Origin of the sequence: Pseudomonas lactucae, assembly GCF_036688725.1 — a bacterium.
In the GTDB taxonomy this organism is placed as follows: domain Bacteria; phylum Pseudomonadota; class Gammaproteobacteria; order Pseudomonadales; family Pseudomonadaceae; genus Aquipseudomonas; species Aquipseudomonas lactucae.
In genome coordinates this window covers 64,791-82,952 of the sequence record NZ_JAQQPT010000015.1, presented here as the reverse complement: position 1 = coordinate 82,952, position 18,162 = coordinate 64,791, and the positions used below count along the sequence as shown (strand labels likewise).

The 18,162-nt window shown below is 59.9% G+C and carries 17 protein-coding genes; 8 read left to right on the top strand and 9 right to left on the bottom strand.

Annotated elements, in window-relative coordinates; translation table 11 throughout:
- Nucleotides 1–58: 58 nt before the first annotated feature.
- Nucleotides 59–1,417: a glutathione-disulfide reductase gene (gene gorA / locus V6M90_RS18260; protein ID WP_141063809.1), complete on the top strand. Its 1,359-nt coding sequence runs from the start codon at nt 59–61 to the stop codon at nt 1,415–1,417.
- On the opposite strand, the gene V6M90_RS18255 is transcribed toward gorA, so the two are convergent.
- Nucleotides 1,418–2,425: a DNA-binding protein gene (locus V6M90_RS18255; RefSeq protein WP_003173833.1), complete on the bottom strand. Its 1,008-nt coding sequence runs from the start codon at nt 2,423–2,425 to the stop codon at nt 1,418–1,420.
- A 170-nt stretch (nt 2,426–2,595) separates the two neighbouring features.
- On the opposite strand from V6M90_RS18255, the gene V6M90_RS18250 reads away from it, so the two are divergent.
- The 3 genes from V6M90_RS18250 (at nt 2,596) to ahpF (ending at nt 5,918) form a co-directional block, all read left to right on the top strand.
- Entirely contained in the window at nt 2,596–3,528 is a 933-nt protein-coding gene (locus V6M90_RS18250; protein ID WP_042944658.1) for a site-specific integrase, read from the top strand.
- 133 nt (nt 3,529–3,661) lie between these two features.
- Nucleotides 3,662–4,225 carry an alkyl hydroperoxide reductase subunit C gene (gene ahpC, locus V6M90_RS18245; RefSeq protein WP_003173835.1) on the top strand — a complete coding sequence of 188 codons (564 nt, stop codon included), beginning with the start codon at nt 3,662–3,664 and terminating at the stop codon, nt 4,223–4,225.
- A 127-nt stretch (nt 4,226–4,352) separates the two neighbouring features.
- Complete coding sequence (gene ahpF / locus V6M90_RS18240) at nt 4,353–5,918, top strand: alkyl hydroperoxide reductase subunit F (protein WP_003173836.1); 1,566 nt, start codon at nt 4,353–4,355, stop codon at nt 5,916–5,918.
- A 50-nt stretch (nt 5,919–5,968) separates the two neighbouring features.
- On the opposite strand, the gene gloA is transcribed toward ahpF, so the two are convergent.
- The gene (gene gloA, locus V6M90_RS18235) at nt 5,969–6,490 is read right to left on the bottom strand and encodes a lactoylglutathione lyase (protein WP_078824595.1); all 522 of its coding nucleotides are present in this window, start codon (nt 6,488–6,490) and stop codon (nt 5,969–5,971) included.
- A 198-nt stretch (nt 6,491–6,688) separates the two neighbouring features.
- On the opposite strand from gloA, the gene V6M90_RS18230 reads away from it, so the two are divergent.
- Nucleotides 6,689–7,222, top strand: coding sequence for a DUF4946 domain-containing protein (locus V6M90_RS18230; protein WP_042945731.1), 534 nt, complete (start codon nt 6,689–6,691; stop codon nt 7,220–7,222).
- 110 nt (nt 7,223–7,332) lie between these two features.
- Here V6M90_RS18230 and V6M90_RS18225 read toward each other — a convergent pair whose 3' ends face one another.
- The 3 genes from V6M90_RS18225 to V6M90_RS18215 all read right to left on the bottom strand — a co-directional run bounded on the left by V6M90_RS18225 (nt 7,333) and on the right by V6M90_RS18215 (nt 10,392).
- Nucleotides 7,333–7,698: a histone-like nucleoid-structuring protein, MvaT/MvaU family gene (locus V6M90_RS18225; protein WP_003173839.1), complete on the bottom strand. Its 366-nt coding sequence runs from the start codon at nt 7,696–7,698 to the stop codon at nt 7,333–7,335.
- Nucleotides 7,699–7,891: 193 nt separating this feature from the next.
- A complete protein-coding gene (locus V6M90_RS18220) occupies nt 7,892–9,436 on the bottom strand; it encodes an EAL domain-containing protein (RefSeq protein ID WP_305429544.1) in 1,545 nt (514 codons plus the stop codon).
- A gap of 44 nt (nt 9,437–9,480) precedes the next feature.
- Nucleotides 9,481–10,392 (bottom strand): LysR family transcriptional regulator, encoded by a 912-nt coding sequence (locus tag V6M90_RS18215; protein ID WP_305429545.1) that lies wholly within the window; start codon nt 10,390–10,392, stop codon nt 9,481–9,483.
- Nucleotides 10,393–10,468: 76 nt separating this feature from the next.
- Between V6M90_RS18215 and V6M90_RS18210 the strand changes: the two genes are divergently transcribed.
- Nucleotides 10,469–11,389 (top strand): DMT family transporter, encoded by a 921-nt coding sequence (locus V6M90_RS18210; RefSeq protein WP_141063806.1) that lies wholly within the window; start codon nt 10,469–10,471, stop codon nt 11,387–11,389.
- A gap of 246 nt (nt 11,390–11,635) precedes the next feature.
- Nucleotides 11,636–12,712 (top strand): 4-hydroxyphenylpyruvate dioxygenase, encoded by a 1,077-nt coding sequence (gene hppD, locus V6M90_RS18205; protein WP_003173843.1) that lies wholly within the window; start codon nt 11,636–11,638, stop codon nt 12,710–12,712.
- A 57-nt stretch (nt 12,713–12,769) separates the two neighbouring features.
- Here the strand turns inward: hppD and rarD are convergent, their stop codons facing one another.
- From rarD to V6M90_RS18190, 3 genes are all read right to left on the bottom strand, one after another.
- Nucleotides 12,770–13,651, bottom strand: coding sequence for an EamA family transporter RarD (gene rarD, locus V6M90_RS18200; RefSeq protein WP_042945735.1), 882 nt, complete (start codon nt 13,649–13,651; stop codon nt 12,770–12,772).
- Between the two features lie 187 nt (nt 13,652–13,838).
- Nucleotides 13,839–14,849 carry an aldo/keto reductase gene (locus tag V6M90_RS18195; RefSeq protein WP_003173845.1) on the bottom strand — a complete coding sequence of 337 codons (1,011 nt, stop codon included), beginning with the start codon at nt 14,847–14,849 and terminating at the stop codon, nt 13,839–13,841.
- 82 nt (nt 14,850–14,931) lie between these two features.
- The gene (locus V6M90_RS18190; RefSeq protein ID WP_141063805.1) at nt 14,932–15,834 is read right to left on the bottom strand and encodes a LysR family transcriptional regulator; all 903 of its coding nucleotides are present in this window, start codon (nt 15,832–15,834) and stop codon (nt 14,932–14,934) included.
- Nucleotides 15,835–15,935: 101 nt separating this feature from the next.
- Between V6M90_RS18190 and V6M90_RS18185 the strand changes: the two genes are divergently transcribed.
- The gene (locus V6M90_RS18185) at nt 15,936–16,640 is read left to right on the top strand and encodes an SDR family oxidoreductase (protein ID WP_141063804.1); all 705 of its coding nucleotides are present in this window, start codon (nt 15,936–15,938) and stop codon (nt 16,638–16,640) included.
- Between the two features lie 50 nt (nt 16,641–16,690).
- On the opposite strand, the gene V6M90_RS18180 is transcribed toward V6M90_RS18185, so the two are convergent.
- The gene (locus tag V6M90_RS18180) at nt 16,691–18,001 is read right to left on the bottom strand and encodes an MFS transporter (protein ID WP_332846907.1); all 1,311 of its coding nucleotides are present in this window, start codon (nt 17,999–18,001) and stop codon (nt 16,691–16,693) included.
- Nucleotides 18,002–18,162: the final 161 nt, after the last annotated feature.

Here is an 18,162-nt window from a genome sequence, read left to right as displayed (position 1 = left end):
TTTTCGTTTTTCAGCCCCATGTAAGTCGGTATGCTGATGGCCTGCCGAGGAGAGTGAAATGGCCTACGATTTTGACCTGTATGTAATTGGCGCCGGTTCCGGCGGTGTTCGTGCGGCGCGCTTCGCCGCCGGCTTTGGTGCCAAGGTGGCCGTGGCGGAAAGCCGCTACCTGGGCGGTACCTGCGTGAACGTGGGCTGCGTGCCCAAGAAATTGCTCGTGTACGGCGCGCATTTTGCCGAAGACTTCGAGCAGGCCAGTGGTTTCGGCTGGTCCCTGGGCGAGGCGAACTTTGATTGGGCAACCCTGATCGCCAACAAAGACCGTGAGATCAATCGTCTCAATGGCATCTACCGCAACCTGCTGGTCAACAGCGGCGTAACGCTGCATGAAGGGCATGCGCGCCTGGTGGGTGCGCATCAGGTGGAAATCAATGGCGAGCGCTTCACCGCCAAGCATATTCTGGTCGCCACCGGCGGCTGGCCGCAGATTCCGGAGATTCCAGGGCGCGAACACGCCATCGGCTCCAACGAAGCGTTCTTCCTCAAAGAGTTGCCTAAGCGCGTGCTGGTGGTCGGCGGCGGTTATATTGCGGTCGAATTCGCCGGTATTTTCCATGGCCTGGGCGCCAAGACTTCGCTGCTGTATCGCGGTGACCTGTTCTTGCGTGGTTTTGACGGCGCGGTGCGCAAGCACCTGCAGGAAGAGCTGACCAAACGCGGCCTGGACCTGCAATTCAATGCCGACATCGAGCGCATCGACAAGCAAGCCGACGGTAGCCTCAAGGCCACCCTCAAGGATGGTCGTGTATTGGAAACCGATTGCGTGTTCTACGCCACCGGCCGCCGTCCGATGCTGGATAACCTCGGCCTGGAAAACACCGGGGTCAAACTCGATGAGCGTGGGTTTATTCAAGTCAATGAGCAGTACGAAACCGCTGAGGCATCCATCCTGGCGATTGGCGATGTAATCGGTCGCGTGCAGCTGACACCGGTGGCGCTCGCCGAAGGCATGGCCGTGGCGCGTCGTTTGTTCAAGCCCGAGCAGTATCGCCCGGTGGATTACGCCATGATCCCGACGGCCGTGTTCAGCCTGCCAAATATCGGTACGGTCGGCCTGACGGAGGAGGACGCGAAGAAGAATGGGCATAACGTGCAGGTCTTCGAAAGCCGCTTCCGGCCGATGAAGCTGACGCTCACGGACTGCCAGGAAAAGACCTTGATGAAACTGGTGGTCGATGCCGACACCGACAAGGTGTTGGGCTGCCATATGGTTGGCCCGGACGCCGGTGAGATCGTCCAGGGCCTGGCGATCGCGCTCAAGGCGGGCGCGACCAAGCGGCATTTCGATGAGACCATCGGGGTGCATCCGACGGCGGCGGAAGAGTTCGTCACCATGCGCACGCCTGTGACGCACTGATCAGGTGTCGGGTGTTGCCTCTGGCGCCGTTGCAACGACGGCCGCCAGGCGCAATGCCTCGATACTGGCGTGGGCTTTGACAAGGTCCAGTTCCAGCGTCTTGTTGACCTGCTGAAGCTCGCTCAGCGCTTGCTGGCGTGACTCGCTTTGCAAGGCTGCCACCCGCAGGCGCTCCTGCAGCAGGGTGCGCTCGCTATCGATCTGGCTCAGCTGTTCGTTCAGCTTGCCTTGCTGGGCCTGGTCCTTGCGCACCTGATCCTGCAGCGCCGCCAGCTCTTTGGCCGCTACCCGGTGCTCGATCAGCAAACGTTCATTGTCGCGATGCAGCTGGGTGATCTCATCCTGACGCACCATCGCGCTTTGCTGGGCCTGGCGCAGTTCTGCCTGTACCTGCTGCAACTGGCCTTCGTGGCGCCGCTGTTCCTGCTCGCGCTGCTCCTGGATTGCGTTGCGATAGTGCTCGAGCGCTTCGCGGGCGTGCAGGTGCTTGTCTTCCAGCGAACGAATCTGTTCGTCCTTGTCACTGATCCTTAGTTCGTAATCGCTGCACGCCTGGCTGAGTCCGGCGTTGCGGGTTTGCTCGGTTTGCAGGCTGGTGCAGGCGGTTTGCAGGGCGGCGCTTTCTTCCGCCAGCGCGGCGGCCTGGATATCGAATTGCTGCTTGAGCTGGCTGTGGGCCGCTTCCAGCGTCTGCAGTTGGGCGAGCAGGGCGGCTTTTTGTTGCTCGAATTGCCCCAGCGCCAGGTCGATGGGCTCCTGGGCTTTTTCTTTCAGGCGTTGGGCCAGCCGCGCTACCAGTTCGCCCAACTCGTCGTCGATAGGGGCTTCGGTGATGGTCAGCCGGGTCTCGCTGTCGTCCAGCTCCTTCAGATAACGGTGAATCGTGGTTTTCGAGCCGGTATTGCCCATCTCGATGCGTACGGCATCGATGCTGGGGTTTTCGCCGCGGGCGAGGATCGCCAGGCGTGCCGTTTGAACCACTGCTTTGTTTATGCCGCCGCGCGCCATGGGGTCTCCGTCGATTTAGTACTGTGGTACATAGTATGTATATACGTACTATAACACGAATAAAACGTCGTTTGAATTCATCCTTTAACAGATGGGATATTGGCGTATTATCCCGTGTCATAGTCGGTTTTGACGCCGCTACGTCCACCCGCAGTACGAATAGGCCTCCCATGAGCGATCTGGATCGTTACCTCAACGCCGCCACCCGCGATAACACGCGGCGTAGCTACCGCGCCGCCATCGAGCACTTTGAAGTGAGTTGGGGTGGTTTCCTGCCGGCCACCAGCGACAGCGTGGCGCGCTATCTGGTGGCGCATGCGGGTGTATTGGCGGTCAACACCTTGAAATTGCGGCTCTCGGCGTTAGCGCAATGGCACACCAGTCAGGGTTTTCCCGACCCGACGAAAGCCCCCGTGGTGCGCAAAGTGCTCAAAGGGATTCGGGCCGTGCACCCGGCGCAGGAAAAGCAAGCCGAACCGTTGCAGCTCAAACACCTGGAGCAGGTGGTGGCATCCCTTGAAGTCGAAGCGCGCAAGGCCGGCGAGGCGCAGGATCAGCCCAGGCTGCTGCGGGCCAAGCGCGACACCGCGTTGATCCTGCTGGGCTTCTGGCGCGGCTTTCGCAGCGATGAGTTGTGTCGATTGAGTATCGAGCATGTGCAGGCCACGCCAGGCGCCGGGATCAGCCTGTACCTGCCGCGCAGCAAAAGCGACCGCGACAACCTCGGCAAGACTTATCACACCCCGGCGCTGCTGCGGCTGTGCCCGGTACAGGCCTACACCGAGTGGCTCAGTGCGTCTGCGTTGGTGCGCGGCCCGGTGTTTCGCGGCATTGATCGCTGGGGCAACCTGGGCGAGGAGGGCCTGCATCCCAACAGTGTGATCCCGTTATTGCGCCAGGCGCTTGAGCGCGCGGGCATCGCCGCCGAGCAGTACACCAGCCACTCCCTGCGCCGGGGTTTTGCCACCTGGGCCCATCGCAGTGGCTGGGACTTGAAGTCATTGATGAGTTACGTCGGCTGGAGCGACATGAAATCCGCCATGCGCTATGTTGAAGCGACACCTTTTCTCGGCATGACCCTGGCCACACAACCGCTGCTTTGAGTTTTCTTCTATTAATACAGTCACCTGATAGGGAAAACCAATCGTCAGCATCAGCTTTGCCAATGAGCCATCAGTCAAGAGAGTGGGTAGGATTCACTTCATCAACTTCTTAACCCCTGACGGAGAGTCAACGATGCCTATCATCAACAGCCAAGTTAAACCGTTCAAAGCCACCGCCTACAAAAACGGCAACTTCGTAGATGTGACCGACGCTGACCTGAAAGGCAAATGGTCCGTAGTCTTCTTCTACCCAGCCGACTTCACCTTCGTCTGCCCAACCGAGCTGGAAGACCTGGCTGACAACTACGCCGAATTCCAGAAACTGGGCGTCGAAATCTACAGCGTTTCCACCGACACTCACTTTGCCCACGCTGCCTGGCACAACACTTCGCCAGCCATCGGCAAAATCCAGTACACCATGATCGGCGACCCGACCCTGACCATCTCGCGCAACTTCGACGTACTGATCGAAGAAGCTGGCCTGGCAGACCGCGGTACTTTCGTGATCAACCCGGAAGGTCAGATCAAGATCGTTGAACTGAACGACGGTGGTGTTGGCCGTGACGCTTCCGAGCTGCTGCGCAAAATCAAAGCCGCTCAGTACGTGGCTGCCCACCCGGGCGAAGTCTGCCCAGCCAAGTGGAAAGAAGGCGAGGCCACTCTGGCTCCGTCCCTGGATCTGGTCGGCAAGATCTAAGTCTGTGAAGTCTCAAGGGCGGTATTCCGCACTTAAGTAAGCTGCATCCGCCCCTGAAACGCCCGGGCGAGATTCGCTCGGGCGTTTTTTTGTCTGCAATAAATCGAATTAACAGGAAATCGCCCGTATGTTGGACGCCAATCTTAAAGCTCAGTTGAAGTCATACCTGGAACGGGTCACCCAGCCGATCGAGATCGTCGCCTCCCTCGATGACGGCGCGAAATCCCAGGAAATGCTCGCCCTTTTGCAAGACGTAACCAGCCTCACCACGCTGATTACCCTGAAAACCGATGGCAATGATGCGCGCAAGCCATCGTTCTCTATCAACCGCCCGGGTGCCGATATCAGCCTGCGTTTCGCCGGCATCCCCATGGGCCATGAATTCACTTCGCTGGTGCTGGCCCTGCTGCAAGTCGGTGGCCACCCGTCGAAGGCCAGTGTCGAAGTGATTGAACAGATCCGCGCCCTCAAAGGCGAGTTCAGCTTCGAGACGTACTTCTCGCTGTCGTGCCAGAACTGCCCGGACGTGGTCCAGGCGCTGAACCTGATGGCCGTGCTCAACCCGAATATCCGCCATGTCGCCATCGACGGCGCGTTGTTCCAGGCTGAAGTCGATGAGCGCCAGATCATGGCGGTACCGAGTGTGTACCTCAACGGCGTGAACTTCGGCCAGGGCCGCATGGGTCTGGAAGAAATCCTCGCCAAGCTCGACACCAGCGGCATTGAAAAGGCTGCTGAAAAAATCAGTGCCAAAGAGGCCTTTGATGTACTGGTTGTCGGCGGCGGCCCGGCCGGTTCTTCGGCCGCTATCTACGCTGCGCGTAAAGGCATCCGCACTGGCGTTGCCGCCGAGCGTTTTGGCGGCCAGGTGCTGGACACCATGTCCATCGAGAACTTTATCTCGGTACAGGAAACCGAAGGGCCGAAGTTGGCCAGTGCCCTGGAAGCCCATGTGCGTCAGTACGACGTGGACATCATGAACCTGCAGCGTGCGAGTGCCTTGATCCCGGCGAAAAATGCCGGCGACTTGCACGAGATTCGCTTCGAAAGCGGTGCGACGCTCAAGTCCAAGACCGTAATCCTGGCCACCGGCGCCCGCTGGCGTGAAATGGGCGTGCCGGGTGAGCAGGAGTACAAGGCCAAGGGCGTGTGTTTCTGCCCGCACTGCGACGGCCCGTTGTTCAAAGGCAAGCGCGTAGCGGTGATCGGCGGCGGTAACTCCGGCGTAGAAGCGGCCATTGACCTGGCCGGCATCGTCAGCCACGTGACCCTGCTTGAGTTCGACAATAAGCTGCGCGCCGATGCGGTGTTGCAACGCAAGCTGCACAGCCTGCCGAACGTTGACGTGATCACCAGCGCACTGACCAGTGAAGTCAAAGGTGATGGCCAGAAAGTCACTGGCCTTGCGTACAAGGATCGCGACAGTGGGGAATTCAAGACCATCGACCTGGAAGGCATCTTCGTGCAGATCGGTTTGCTGCCCAATACCGATTGGCTCAAAGGCACGGTGGAGCTGACGCCACGTGGCGAGATCATTGTCGATGCACGTGGCGAGACATCACTGCCCGGCGTGTTCGCGGCCGGTGACGTGACGACCGTACCGTACAAGCAGATCGTGATTGCGGTCGGCGAGGGCGCCAAGGCTTCCCTGAGCGCGTTCGATCACCTGATCCGTACATCTGCGCCGGCGTAAAGCAGGGCCTGAATACGAAAAACCCCATGAGCGATCATGGGGTTTTTTCGTTACAGCGGCGCCGGCTGAATAATCTCAACCCAGTACCCATCCGGGTCCTTGATGAACGCCAGGCTTTTCATGCGGCCATCGTTCAGGCGCTTCTGGAAGTCGCAGCCCAGTGCTTCGAAACGTTCGCACGCCGCAACGATGTCCGGCACCGAGATGCAGATATGGCCAAAACCACGTGGGTCGGTGTTGCCGTTGTGGTAGGCAAAGTCGGGGTCGTTTTCGGTGCCGTGGTTGTGCGTCAGCTCCAGGATGCCCGGGATCGATTTCATCCATTGGGTGCGGGCGGCGGCGTCGGCCGGGATCTGCGCCTTGTCGACCAGGGCGAGGAAATAGAGGCTGAATTCGGCTTCCGGGAAGTCGCGTTTTTCAACCAGCGAGAAACCCAGGACGCGGGTGTAGAAGTCCAGTGACTGAGTGATGTCCTTGACCCGCAGCATGGTGTGGTTGAACACGAAGTTCGTGGTGGCGGTGTCAGGTTGGGCGGTGACGCCCGGGAAAGTGTTCAGTTCGTGCAGGCTCATGGGCCCTCCAGAAAAAATGGGGCAAACGCGGCTCCAGGTGAGAGGAGCGTTCCCTTGGCTTGCGGCCGGCATCCATGCAGCGCAGTCATGATACGCAAGGCCCGCCTGCGGCGCCAAATGAAAAAGGCCACGCAGCCCTTGCGACAGGCGGCTGGTGGGGCTCACACTTTGCGCCTTGGACCTCTGGTATTTCTGGCAATGATCGAACTTCGTAAACCGCTGTTGAGTGCTGTGTTTTTGCTGTTGGCCAGCCCGTTCGTGCAGGCGGAGGGCCCCGAGATTCAATGGCCTGAAGGCTGGCAAGTGGAGAATGTGCCCGACGGCGAACCCTCGACGAACCCTCGACCGGTGTCCCGCCAGCGTGCCGTCAAGCAAGACGATAATGGCAACACGGTGATGGTCATGGAGTTAACCGGTACGCCAATCGAAGCAGGGCATAACGTTAATCTTCAAGGTGTGTTGTTGGAGATGCGTAAATCCATTCAGAAAGATTTTGCCCAAGGCGGTTATCAAAGCGTGTGCACCAAAATGCACAGTGCAACATTGAGCCGTCTTGAGGCGCTGGAAACTACCTGTGTGATTACCGAGAATGGCCGTCACGTATTGTCGCAAACATTGGTGGCGGCGGTTGATAGCCAAAAGGCCTATGTTTTTTCTTACGCAGGGCAAGCCCAAGCCTACGATTCGAGCAAGGGTGAAGTCAGTTCGGTGCGCGACAGTCTGAAACTTTAAGTGTGTCAGCCTGATCGATTTTGAACAGATGAAATGTTATTTAAGTTCGCTTTCGAACCCTTGAATAAAAAAAGCCCCGCGTAAGCGGGGCTCTTTGTTAGTGTCGGCGATCAGCCGCGAAGCCACGAATCTACAGTGGCGGCGCCATACTGTTCTTTCCAGGCCTTGAGGCCGCGGTGGTTACCGCCTTTGGTTTCGATCAGCTCGCCGGTATGCGGGTTGTGGTAGACCTTGACCACGCGTGCACGGCGCTGTTTGGGTGCGGTCGCAGCGGCTGCGCTGGCCTTGCCCGGGTTTGGATCGAGGATGGAAATGATGTCGCGCAGGCCTTTGCCATAGCTCTTCATCAGGGCTTGAAGCTTTTCTTCGAACTCGATTTCTTTCTTCAGGCCAGCATCGTTCTTCAGAGATTCCAGCTGGGCAAGCTGCTCTTGAAGGGCTTTTTCTGCTGCGCGAAATTCGGCAAGTCTGGACAAAATAGTTACTCCAATCGTGTATTTGGCTGATATCAACTGCAGACAAAGCTGTGAATCAAGAGCTTTAAGGCGACTCAACAAAGAAGCCTTCCTGCGAGGGCCGCACAGGCAGGAAAATTGTAGTAGTTAATTTGCTAAGAGTAAATCACGTCTTTCATCTCACTAACATTATTTCAATATCGCTAGTGCGTGGCTATTCAACGTCGACCAGCGATTTAATGAACTCGTCAGCGGGTAATGGCCGTCCAAACAGATACCCTTGCAGGAAGTCCACGCCTTTGGCCGCCAGGTATTCACATTGCTGCACTGTTTCCACGCCTTCGGCCACGATACCCAGGTCGAGCTTGCCGGACAGTTCTATGATGCTGTCCAGAATATGGCTGGACAGTGCGTCGGCACCGATCATCGCGACAAAACTCTGGTCGATCTTCAAGTAGTCGACATTGAAGTGACGCAAATAACCCAGGCTGGAGTGGCCGGTGCCGAAGTCATCGATGGCAATCATCACACCCAGTTGATGCAGGGCATCGAACAGGCGTCGGGTGATGTCGGTGGGTTCGATCAGCTCGCGCTCGGTCAGTTCCAGCACCAACGTCACCCGGCCCGGTGGGAAAGCCGCGAGAAACGCTTGGCAGTCCGCCACCAGGGCCAGGTCCTGGCAGTGGCGGGCGGTGATATTCACACCGATATGAAACCCCGGGCGCAAGCGCGACACATGCGGCGCCAGTTGCGCGGCGGTCTGGCGCAACAGGGCGCGGGTCATCGGTACGATCAGGCCGCAATCCTCGGCGAGCGGAATGAACAGGTCCGGTCGCACCAAGCCTTCCTTGGGGTGCTGCCAGCGCATCAGCACTTCGCAGCCGGCCCATTCACGTGTGTCACCGCGCACCACTGGTTGGAAGTACGGGATGAACTCGTGGGCACCGAGTGCGCGTTGCAGTTCGTGGCTCGGCGCAGAAACGCGTTTTTGCAGCCAATGCGCGAACATGCCCGCCAATACACCAAAGAACAGCACCAGGCTGAACAGGGCAGGGTAGCGGTCGCGCATGAATCGCCACACTTCACCGGCGGGCATGCCGGCGTCGACGCTGTAGGGATAATGCGTGGAGGCCAAATGCTGAGCGGCCACGGCAAACGCGGGTGCCGGCACGTCCTGTACTTTACCGTCAGGGCCGAGCCAATGAGGCCCGACCTGAAGGGTCAGGCCCGCGTAGCGACTGATCAGGCGCAGGGCGTTGGTCAGGTGGTAGCCGTCAATCGAGGCAAACGCGGCTTTATCGCCGTCGACCAATCGATACACCAGCAGGGCGGTGTCGGGTGTCACAGGATTGCCGTTCATCAACCAAAGCGTGCCGTCGACGTAGTCTCGCGGATTGACCGACGACTCATAATCGCTGCCGAACAATGAGCTGCAATAGATGTTTTTCTGCCAGGACAAGGTGGTTGCGCGCACGAAGGGGCGCCGCGTGACCTGCTCGCGCAATGCCAATTGAGCAGCATTGTCGCAAGGCTGTCCGGCCAGCGGCAGCAGGGCCTGGGCGGCGAGGGCGGTGTTGTCGAGCATCAGGTCGAACTGGCGCACGGCTTCCACTGCGGTACGGGCGGTGCTTTGTTGCAGTGTGCGTTCGGCTTGCCAATAGAGGATGGCCACGCCCAGAAAGATCGGCAGCACCCCGCACAGGGCGCTGATCGCGTAGCGGGCGGAGGGCTTGCGAGGACCTTTGACGGTGAGCGGCATGAAGGCAGCGGCCTGTGGCGAAGGGAGCTGTACCGGCGGACCGGTCAGGAATATTTGGATGATAGATGGGCCGACGCAAATATGCTCGTTTCGGCAAGGCGCTGTGCAATCTCGATGAACGCCAGGGCCGCCGGTGAAGACTGCCGACGGTCCAGTACCGCCAGGCCTATCTGCCGCGGTTCGCGCGGTGACAGCGGCCGCCGCACATAGCGCGTATCGGGCACCAGCGGCAGCGATGCCTCGGCGACGATGCTCACCCCGTCTCCACGGCTGACCGCGTCCAGGGTGCTCAGCAATTGGGCGCAGCGGTAGCGGACCTTGGGCCGCAATTGGGCGGCGCCGAACAATCGCGATACCAGTTCCGACGAACCGGCCTGGGTCAAAATGAACGGGTCGTCACACAGGTCCTGCAATGTCAGGGTGGCGCGCACGGCCAAAGGATGATCAGCAGGCAACAGCGCGACCATCTGGTCTTCGAACAAGGTGAAGGTGTCGAAACGGTCCTGTTCCAGTACCACGAAGCCCACATCGATGCGGCGCTCGTCCAGCCACTCCAGCACCTGCCGGTCCGGTCCTTCGTCCACATGCACTTCAATGCCCGGATGCGCAGCGCGAAAGTGCTCGAGTATGCCTGGCAGCAGGCGAATCGACGCGGTTGGCCCAAACGAGCCGATCCGCAACGTGCCGCGTTTCATGCCTCGGGCATCGGCGGCCTCCTGTTGCAGTGTATTGGCCAGGCCCAGCATGGCGCGGGCGCGGCCGAGCAGTTGCTGGCCGATGTCGCTCGGTACTACCAGGCTCTGATGGCGTCGGAACAACTCCACCCCCAGCTCCTGCTCCAGGGCCTTGATGGCATGCGACACCGCCGATTGGCTGACACCCAATCGGTGCGCCGCGCTGGTGAAGCCTTGCAGCTCGGCTACCAGGGAGAAGATTTCCAGTTGCGTCAGGGTCATGAGTAAAGACTCATTTTACGATGATGAGGTATTAGCTGAAGAATACGCCCATTCTCCTGTTCCTTGAGCAAATCCCATGCTTGTCACTTCAGATCGCCTGACTTACTGCAAACTCGCCGCCGTCACCATGATCTGGGGCGGCACCTTTGTCGCCGGGCGCTACCTGGCCGATCAGATCAGCCCGCTGCTGGCCGCCAGCCTGCGGTTTATCCTGGCCAGCCTGGCGCTGTTGCTGTTCATGGCGGTGGCCCGCATCCGTCTGGTACGTCCGAGCGTGCCCCAGCTGTTGCAACTGACGGTGCTGGGCTTTTTCGGGATTTTTTTCTACAACCTGTGCTTCTTCTACGGGTTGCAGTACATCAACGCGTCACGGGCCTCGTTGATCGTGGCGCTGAACCCGGCGGTGATTGGCCTGGCCTCCTGGTGGCTGTTCAAGGAACGCCTGAGCCGCGCCAAGGTGTTCGGGATTGCGCTGTGCCTGGCAGGCGCCGCCACGGTGATCATCAGTCGCAACCCGCAATTGCTGGCCACCCCAGGCAGCGGATTGGGCGATCTGTTGATTGTTGGCTGCGTAGTGGCGTGGGGCATTTATTCGTTGTGTTCGCGAGGGTTGAACGCAAGCCTGGGCCCATTGCAGACCGTGACCTGGTCGGTGTTGCTGGGCACCCTGATGTTGACGGCCACTACGACGCTCACCGGTAGCGTCACGCTGCAAGCGCTTGCCGGCATCGGCCTGCCGCAAGTGCTGAGCCTGTTGTACCTTGGGGTGCTGGGCTCGGCATTGGCCTATATCGGCTACTACGACGGGATCCGTCGTATCGGCGCGACGCGCTCCGGCGTGTTTATCGCCCTTAACCCACTGACGGCGGTGATCTGCGGCGCCTTGCTGCTGGGCGAACAGTTGACCGCGCCGATGTTGCTCGGCGGCGCGATCATTCTGCTGGGGATTTTCCTGTGCAACAAACCCCTTGCACGGGCCAGGGCAATGGGGATTTGATAAGAGTACGGACAAACATGGTTACGCTGTGTAGAATCGATTTACGCATACAAGAATATGGACTTGCGCTCACGCAAGCCTAAGCCGTCAGAGACTGATGACACCATGAAGCGACACGGCTCCCCCCTCATCTTTGGTGACTTCCTCGCCCGCAGCGTGCGAGGCTTGTCCTGCGCGCCTCCCTTACCTCTCATCCTTGCTTGCAAATAATCAATTGCTATCCACAAGAATGATGAGGTACCGGCCATGACCGACCAATACGAAAATCCAATGGGCCTGATGGGCTTTGAATTCATCGAGTTCGCATCGCCGACCCCGGGCACCCTGGAACCGATCTTCGAGATCATGGGGTTCAGCAAGGTTGCGACCCACCGTTCCAAGAACGTGCACCTGTACCGCCAGGGCGAGATCAACCTGATCCTCAACAACGAGCCCAACAGCATCGCCTCCTATTTCGCGGCCGAGCATGGCCCATCGGTGTGCGGCATGGCGTTTCGCGTCAAGGACTCGCAGCAAGCCTACAACCGTGCGCTGGAACTGGGCGCGCAACCGATCCATATCGAGACCGGCCCGATGGAATTGAACCTGCCGGCGATCAAAGGTATCGGCGGCGCGCCGCTGTACCTGATCGACCGTTTCGGCGAAGGCAGCTCGATCTATGACATCGACTTCGTCTTCCTCGACGGCGTGGACCGTAACCCGCAAGGCGCAGGCCTCAAGGTGATCGATCACCTGACTCACAACGTGTATCGCGGGCGCATGGTCTACTGGGCCAACTTCTACGAGAAGCTGTTTAACTTCCGGGAAGCGCGCTACTTCGATATCAAGGGCGAATACACCGGCCTGACCTCCAAGGCCATGAGCGCGCCGGACGGCATGATCCGTATCCCGCTCAACGAGGAATCGTCCAAGGGCGCCGGGCAGATCGAAGAGTTCCTGATGCAGTTCAACGGTGAAGGCATCCAGCACGTGGCCTTCCTCACCGACGACCTGATCAAGACCTGGGATGCGCTGAAGAAGATCGGCATGCGCTTCATGACCGCGCCGCCGGACACCTACTACGAAATGCTCGAAGGCCGCCTGCCGAACCACGGCGAGCCGGTGGATCAGTTGCAGGCGCGCGGCATCCTGCTGGACGGTTCGTCCATTGAAGGCGACAAGCGTCTGCTGCTGCAGATCTTCTCGGAAACCCTGATGGGCCCGGTATTCTTCGAGTTCATCCAGCGCAAAGGCGATGATGGCTTTGGCGAGGGCAACTTCAAGGCGTTGTTCGAGTCCATCGAGCGGGACCAGGTACGTCGTGGTGTGCTGACCACCGACTAAGGCTGAAAAAAAGCCCGGCCGAGGACAACCCCGGCCGGGCTTTTTATTGTCTGGGCATCAGGCTCGCTGCTGGCGCACCAAGTGCTTGAACCCTTCGAACACCAGCACCATCACGGCGATCCAGATCGGAATGTAGGTCAGCCATTGCCCCGGTTTGACCCCTTCACCCAGCAGCAGGGCAACCACCAGCAGCAACACCGGTTCGACATAACTGAGCAGCCCGAACAGGCTGAACGCCAGCAAACGGCTGGCGATGATATAGCTCACCAAGGCCGAGGCACTGATCAGGCCCAGCAAGGGGATCAACGCATACAGCTTGGGGTGCGTATCCATCACCGCAAAACCTTGTTCACCGCTTTGCACAAACCACCAGGCCACCGGCAGCATCAGCGCCATATCCAGCCACAGCCCGCCCAGGTGATCGGTCTTGAGGTATTTGCGCAGGATGAAATACAGCGGGTAACCGATGATCACCACCAGCGTCGCCCAGGAAAATCCGCCGGCCTGGTACAACTCGTTAAGCACGCCGAGGCCAGCGAAAAACACCGCGATTTTTTGCAGGTAGGAAAGCTGTTCGCCCCACACCAGGCGACCGGTCAGCACCATGGTCAGCGGCAGCAGGAAGTAACCCACCGACACATCCAGGCTGCGCCCGTTCAGCGGCGCCCACATGAACAGCCACAATTGCAGGCCAAGCAGCGTCGACGACAGCATCACACCGGCAATCCATCGAGGCTTGGCCGCCAGCACGCGCAGCAAGTCGCGCACTCGCCGCCATTCGCCGCTGACGATCATGAACACCGTCATGCAAGGCACGGTCAGCAGCATGCGCCAGCCGAAAATCTCCAGGCCGCTCAACGGCGTGAGAAGCGACGTGAAGTAATACATGACGGCAAACAACACCGAGGCCGATACCGATAACACAACACCTTTAGACACGCTGTCCTCGCGAAAGCCGATTTGAATAAACAAAGAGAATCGAGAAGCGGATTATGGTGCTTTTAACGGCGGAGGGTGCGCCGTTTTGGGGCGGAAGACGGAAAATGACTCAAAATGGTCGGTTTACGCAGCTCGAATGTGGGAGCTGTCGACCCCCACAGGCTTCCAGATCCGCCCGAGAGGCTGCTTACGCGCGCACCGCGCGGCCCGAAACAAAGTGGCTCACATCATTGAACCCCGGTGTGGACGAATGCCCTGGCGTGACCAACGAATCGATAAACGCTTCATCCTCTGCCGTGATCTTCACATCCAGCGCACCGGTGTAGGCGTCCCACTGCGCTTCGGTGCGCGGCCCGACAATCGCCGAACTCACTGCTGCGTTGTTCAGCACCCAGGCAATCGCAAACTCCACGATGCCTACGCCACGGCCCTGGGTGTATTGCTGGATCTGCTGGGCGATGCGCAGTGACTCCACGCGCCATTCGGTTTCCAGGATGCGTTTATCCTGGCGCGCGGCGCGGCTGCCAGGTTCGGGGGTGACATCCGGCGCATATTTGCCGCTCAGCACGCCCCTGGCCAACGGGCTGTAGGGCACCACGCCCAAGCCATAGGCCGCCGCGGCGGTGATCTGTTCCACCTCGGCCTGGCGGTTGACGATGTTGTACAGCGGCTGGCTGATCACCGGTCTGTCCACGCCCAGGCGCTCGGCCACGCGAATCACTTCGGCAATGCGCCAGCCGCGATAGTTGGACAGGCCCCAGTAGCGGATCTTGCCCTGGCGAATCAGGTCGCCAATCGCCGATACAGTCACTTCCAGCGGCGTGGCGTGGTCTTCGCGGTGCAGGTAGTAGATGTCCAGATAGTCGGTGTCGAGACGGGTCAGGCTGGCTTCCAGCGCATTGAAGATCCGCTTGCGGCTCAGGCCGCTGCGGTTGGGTAACCCGTCCGGCGGGCCGAAACCGACCTTGGACGCCACCACCCAATCCTGGCGCTGGCGGGCAATGGCTTCGCCGACCAGTTCTTCGGAGCGGCCGCCGGTGTACACGTCCGCCGTGTCGATAAAATTGATGCCCTGGTCCCAGGCCTTGTCGATGATGCGCAGCGAGTCCTCGGTGTTGGTCTGTTCGCCAAACATCATGCTGCCCAGGGTCAAGGCGCTGACTTTCAAGCCGGACTGGCCCAATGTGCGGTAAATCATGCAAAGCTCCTCAAGTCTGGGAAACGTGACCCGATGCAATACCAGACTCAGAGGCTCTGCAACAAGCCCTTGGGGCATTTCTTCATGGATTCAGCAAGGCCTGGCAACGCTCCTGCAGAAATCGATGCAACACTTTCACCCGCTCCGACACTTGCAGGCGGTGTGGGCACATCAGATTGAACGGTGTGGGTTCGCCTTGCCAGTCGGGCAGCAGTTGCACCAGGCGGCCGGCCTTGAGATCCCGCGCGATATCCAGGTTGGCCTTGTACGCAATACCGTGGCCGGCCAAGGCCCAGCGCCGCACGATTTCACCGTCGTCGCTCAAGTAGTCGCCGGTCACTTCGACCTCCTGCAGGTCGTTGCCCTGGCGAAAAAACCAGGTGCTGTTGGCCCGGCCCTGGCGCATGTAGCGCAGCGTAGTGTGCTGTGCCAACTGCGCCGGCGTGGTGGGGGTGCCATGGCGCAAGAGGTAATCGGGGCTGGCGCAGGCAATGCGCTGGTGGCCCGGCACCACCGGCAGTGCCACCAGGCTCGAATCCCGGGGTATGCCGAAGCGCAGGGCGATGTCGACGGTGTCGCGGAACAGGTCGGCATTGCTGTCGTTAAGCAGCAATTGCAAGCGAATATTCGGGTGTTCCCGCTTGAATTCATCCAGCCAGCCAAGCACCACATTGCGCCCGAAATCCGAGGGCGCGGCCAGTTGCAGCAGGCCGGTCAACCCCTGGCCTTGCTGCTTGAGCGCCTGCTCACCCTCGGCCAGCGCCGCCAGGGCCTCGCGCACGCTGTCGAGGTAGTGCTTGCCTTCTTCGGTCAGGCGCATGCTGCGAGTGGAGCGCGCCAGCAGGCGAGTGCCCAGCCGAGTTTCCAGGCGCTTGAGGGCGATGCTGGCGGCTGCGGGGGTCAAGCCCAGGCCGCGGGCAGCGGCGGACAGGCTGCCCGTGTCGGCGGTGCGCACAAAGACTTCAAGGTCGAGGATGGAACTCATTTGTAAAATTCCTTTAAAGATCTTGTCGTTTTACCGGGATTTTTCGTCAATTGCCAAGCTGGGAAGATGAACGCTCACTTTCTCTCCCCAGGACATTTCCCATGACATCTCCCCTCAATGGCAAAACCGTGATTGTGATCGGCGGCAGTAGCGGTATTGGCGCAGCGGTGGCCAAGGCGGCGGCTGCGCGCGGCGCTCAGGTGGTGCTGGCCGGGCGGCGCTTGTCTTCCAGTACCGACAACGGCGTGCGCAGCGAACCGGTGGATGTCACCGACGCGCTGTCCTTGCAACGTCTGTTCGAAACAGTCGGGCGCTTTGACCATCTGGTGTACACGTCTGGCCCTTCGGTACGCGCCAAACACTTGAGCGAGACCGACCTTGAGGAAGCTCAGGGCAATTTCAATGTGAAACTCTGGGGCGCATTGCGGGCGATTCAACTGGCCCTGCCATTTCTGGATGAGCGCGGCAGCATCAGCCTGACCTCCGGGCAACTGGGGCGTAAATTCCTGCCGGGCCAGTTCATCAAGGTCGGCATCAATGCCGCGACCGAAGCGCTGGGCAAGCAATTGGCCAAAGAGCTGGCGCCGCGTCGCGTCAACGTGATCAGCCCGGGGGTGATCGATACACCGGCGTATGCGGGGTTGGCCGAGGAGCAGCGCCTGGCAATGTTCGCCAAGGCCGGTGGTGCATTGCCGGTTGGCCGGGTAGGGCAGGCAGAGGAAGTGGCGGCGGGGTATGTGCTGGCCATGGAGAATGGGTATATGACTGGCGCGGTCATCGATATCGACGGCGGCGGCCTGCTGTAAGCACGGACCAAAATGTGGGAGGGTTCTGCGCCCCTCCCACAGGCACCACGTCAGGCCTTGAGGGTCCGCGTCATCCGCAACGCCAACACACTACCCGCCACAATCACCGCTGCCAGCAGGTAAAGCGCCAGATCCGTGGACCCAGTGGCATCCTTGACGAAGCCGACGATATACGGGCTGAGGAAACCGGCCATCTGGCCCATGGAATTGATCAGCGCCAGGCCACCGGCCGCCGCACCTGCGCTGAGCATCGCGGTGGGCACGGGCCAGAACATCGGCAGGCCGGTGAGGGCGCCCATGGTGGCGATGGTCAGGCCGAGGATTGCCAGGGCCGGAGTGGTAGCGAAATTCACCGCAATCATCAGGCCGATGGCCCCCATCAACATTGGCACCACCAAGTGCCAGCGGCGCTCCTTGCGCAAATCGGCGGAACGCCCCACCAGCAACATGAACACCGCCGCCAACAAGTAAGGGATCGCACTAAGCCAGCCGATCACCAGGTTGTCGCTGAAGCCCAGGTTCTTGATAATCGACGGCAACCAGAAATTGATCGCGTACACACCGCTCTGGATACAGAAGTAGATCAGGCCAAAGGCCCAGATGGCCGGGTTCTTGAACACCTCAGCCAGGGAGTCGGTGGTGGTCTTGGGTTTGTTGGCCAGGTCGGTAGCCTGGTCGGCTTCCAGCACCGCGCGCTCGTGGGGCGTGAGCCACTTGGCGTTGGCGAAGCTGTCACTGAGCAGGAAGTAGGCGAGGGCGCCGAGGATCACGGTTGGGATGCCTTGCAGCAAGAACATCCACTGCCAGCCCGCCAGGCCACCTTGGCCTGCGGCGAAGTGGTTGAGGATCCAGCCGGAAAACGGGCTGCCGAGCAAACCCGACACCGGGATCGCCGACATGAACAGCGCCATGATCCGCCCACGGCGGAACGTTGGGAACCACTGCGACAGGTACAGCACCACACCGGGGAAGAAGCCGGCCTCGGCGGCGCCGGTCAGCAGGCGCAAGGCGTAGAAATGCGTCGGGGTGGTCACGAACAGCAGGCAGGTGGACAGGGTGCCCCACACAATCATCATCAACGCAATCCAACGCCGTGGACCGAACCTGGTCAGTGCCAGGTTGCTTGGCACGCCACACAGCACGTAGCCGATAAAGAAAATCCCGGCACCCAGGCCGTACACGGTTTCGCTGAATTTCAGTGCATCGAGCATCTGCAACTTGGCAAAGCCAACGTTGACCCGGTCGAGGTAGTTGAACAGATAGCAGATGAAAATGAACGGGATCAGGCGCAGGGTAATGCGCTTGTAGATGGCGTTTTTATCGTCATCGGTGGCCAGTGTGGCAGCGGCGCTCTGGGACATGGGACTCTCTCTTTATTATGATTTTTCGCGATGCGCGGGTAACGTTGATCGCCCTATGAGTCTCGGCCACGCAACGCTGGGCTGTCTTTGTGCTCGCGCACAGGCAAGCCGGGTTTGCGCTGTGCCGATGAACAACCCTGTTTTCAGGATTTTTTGAGGAA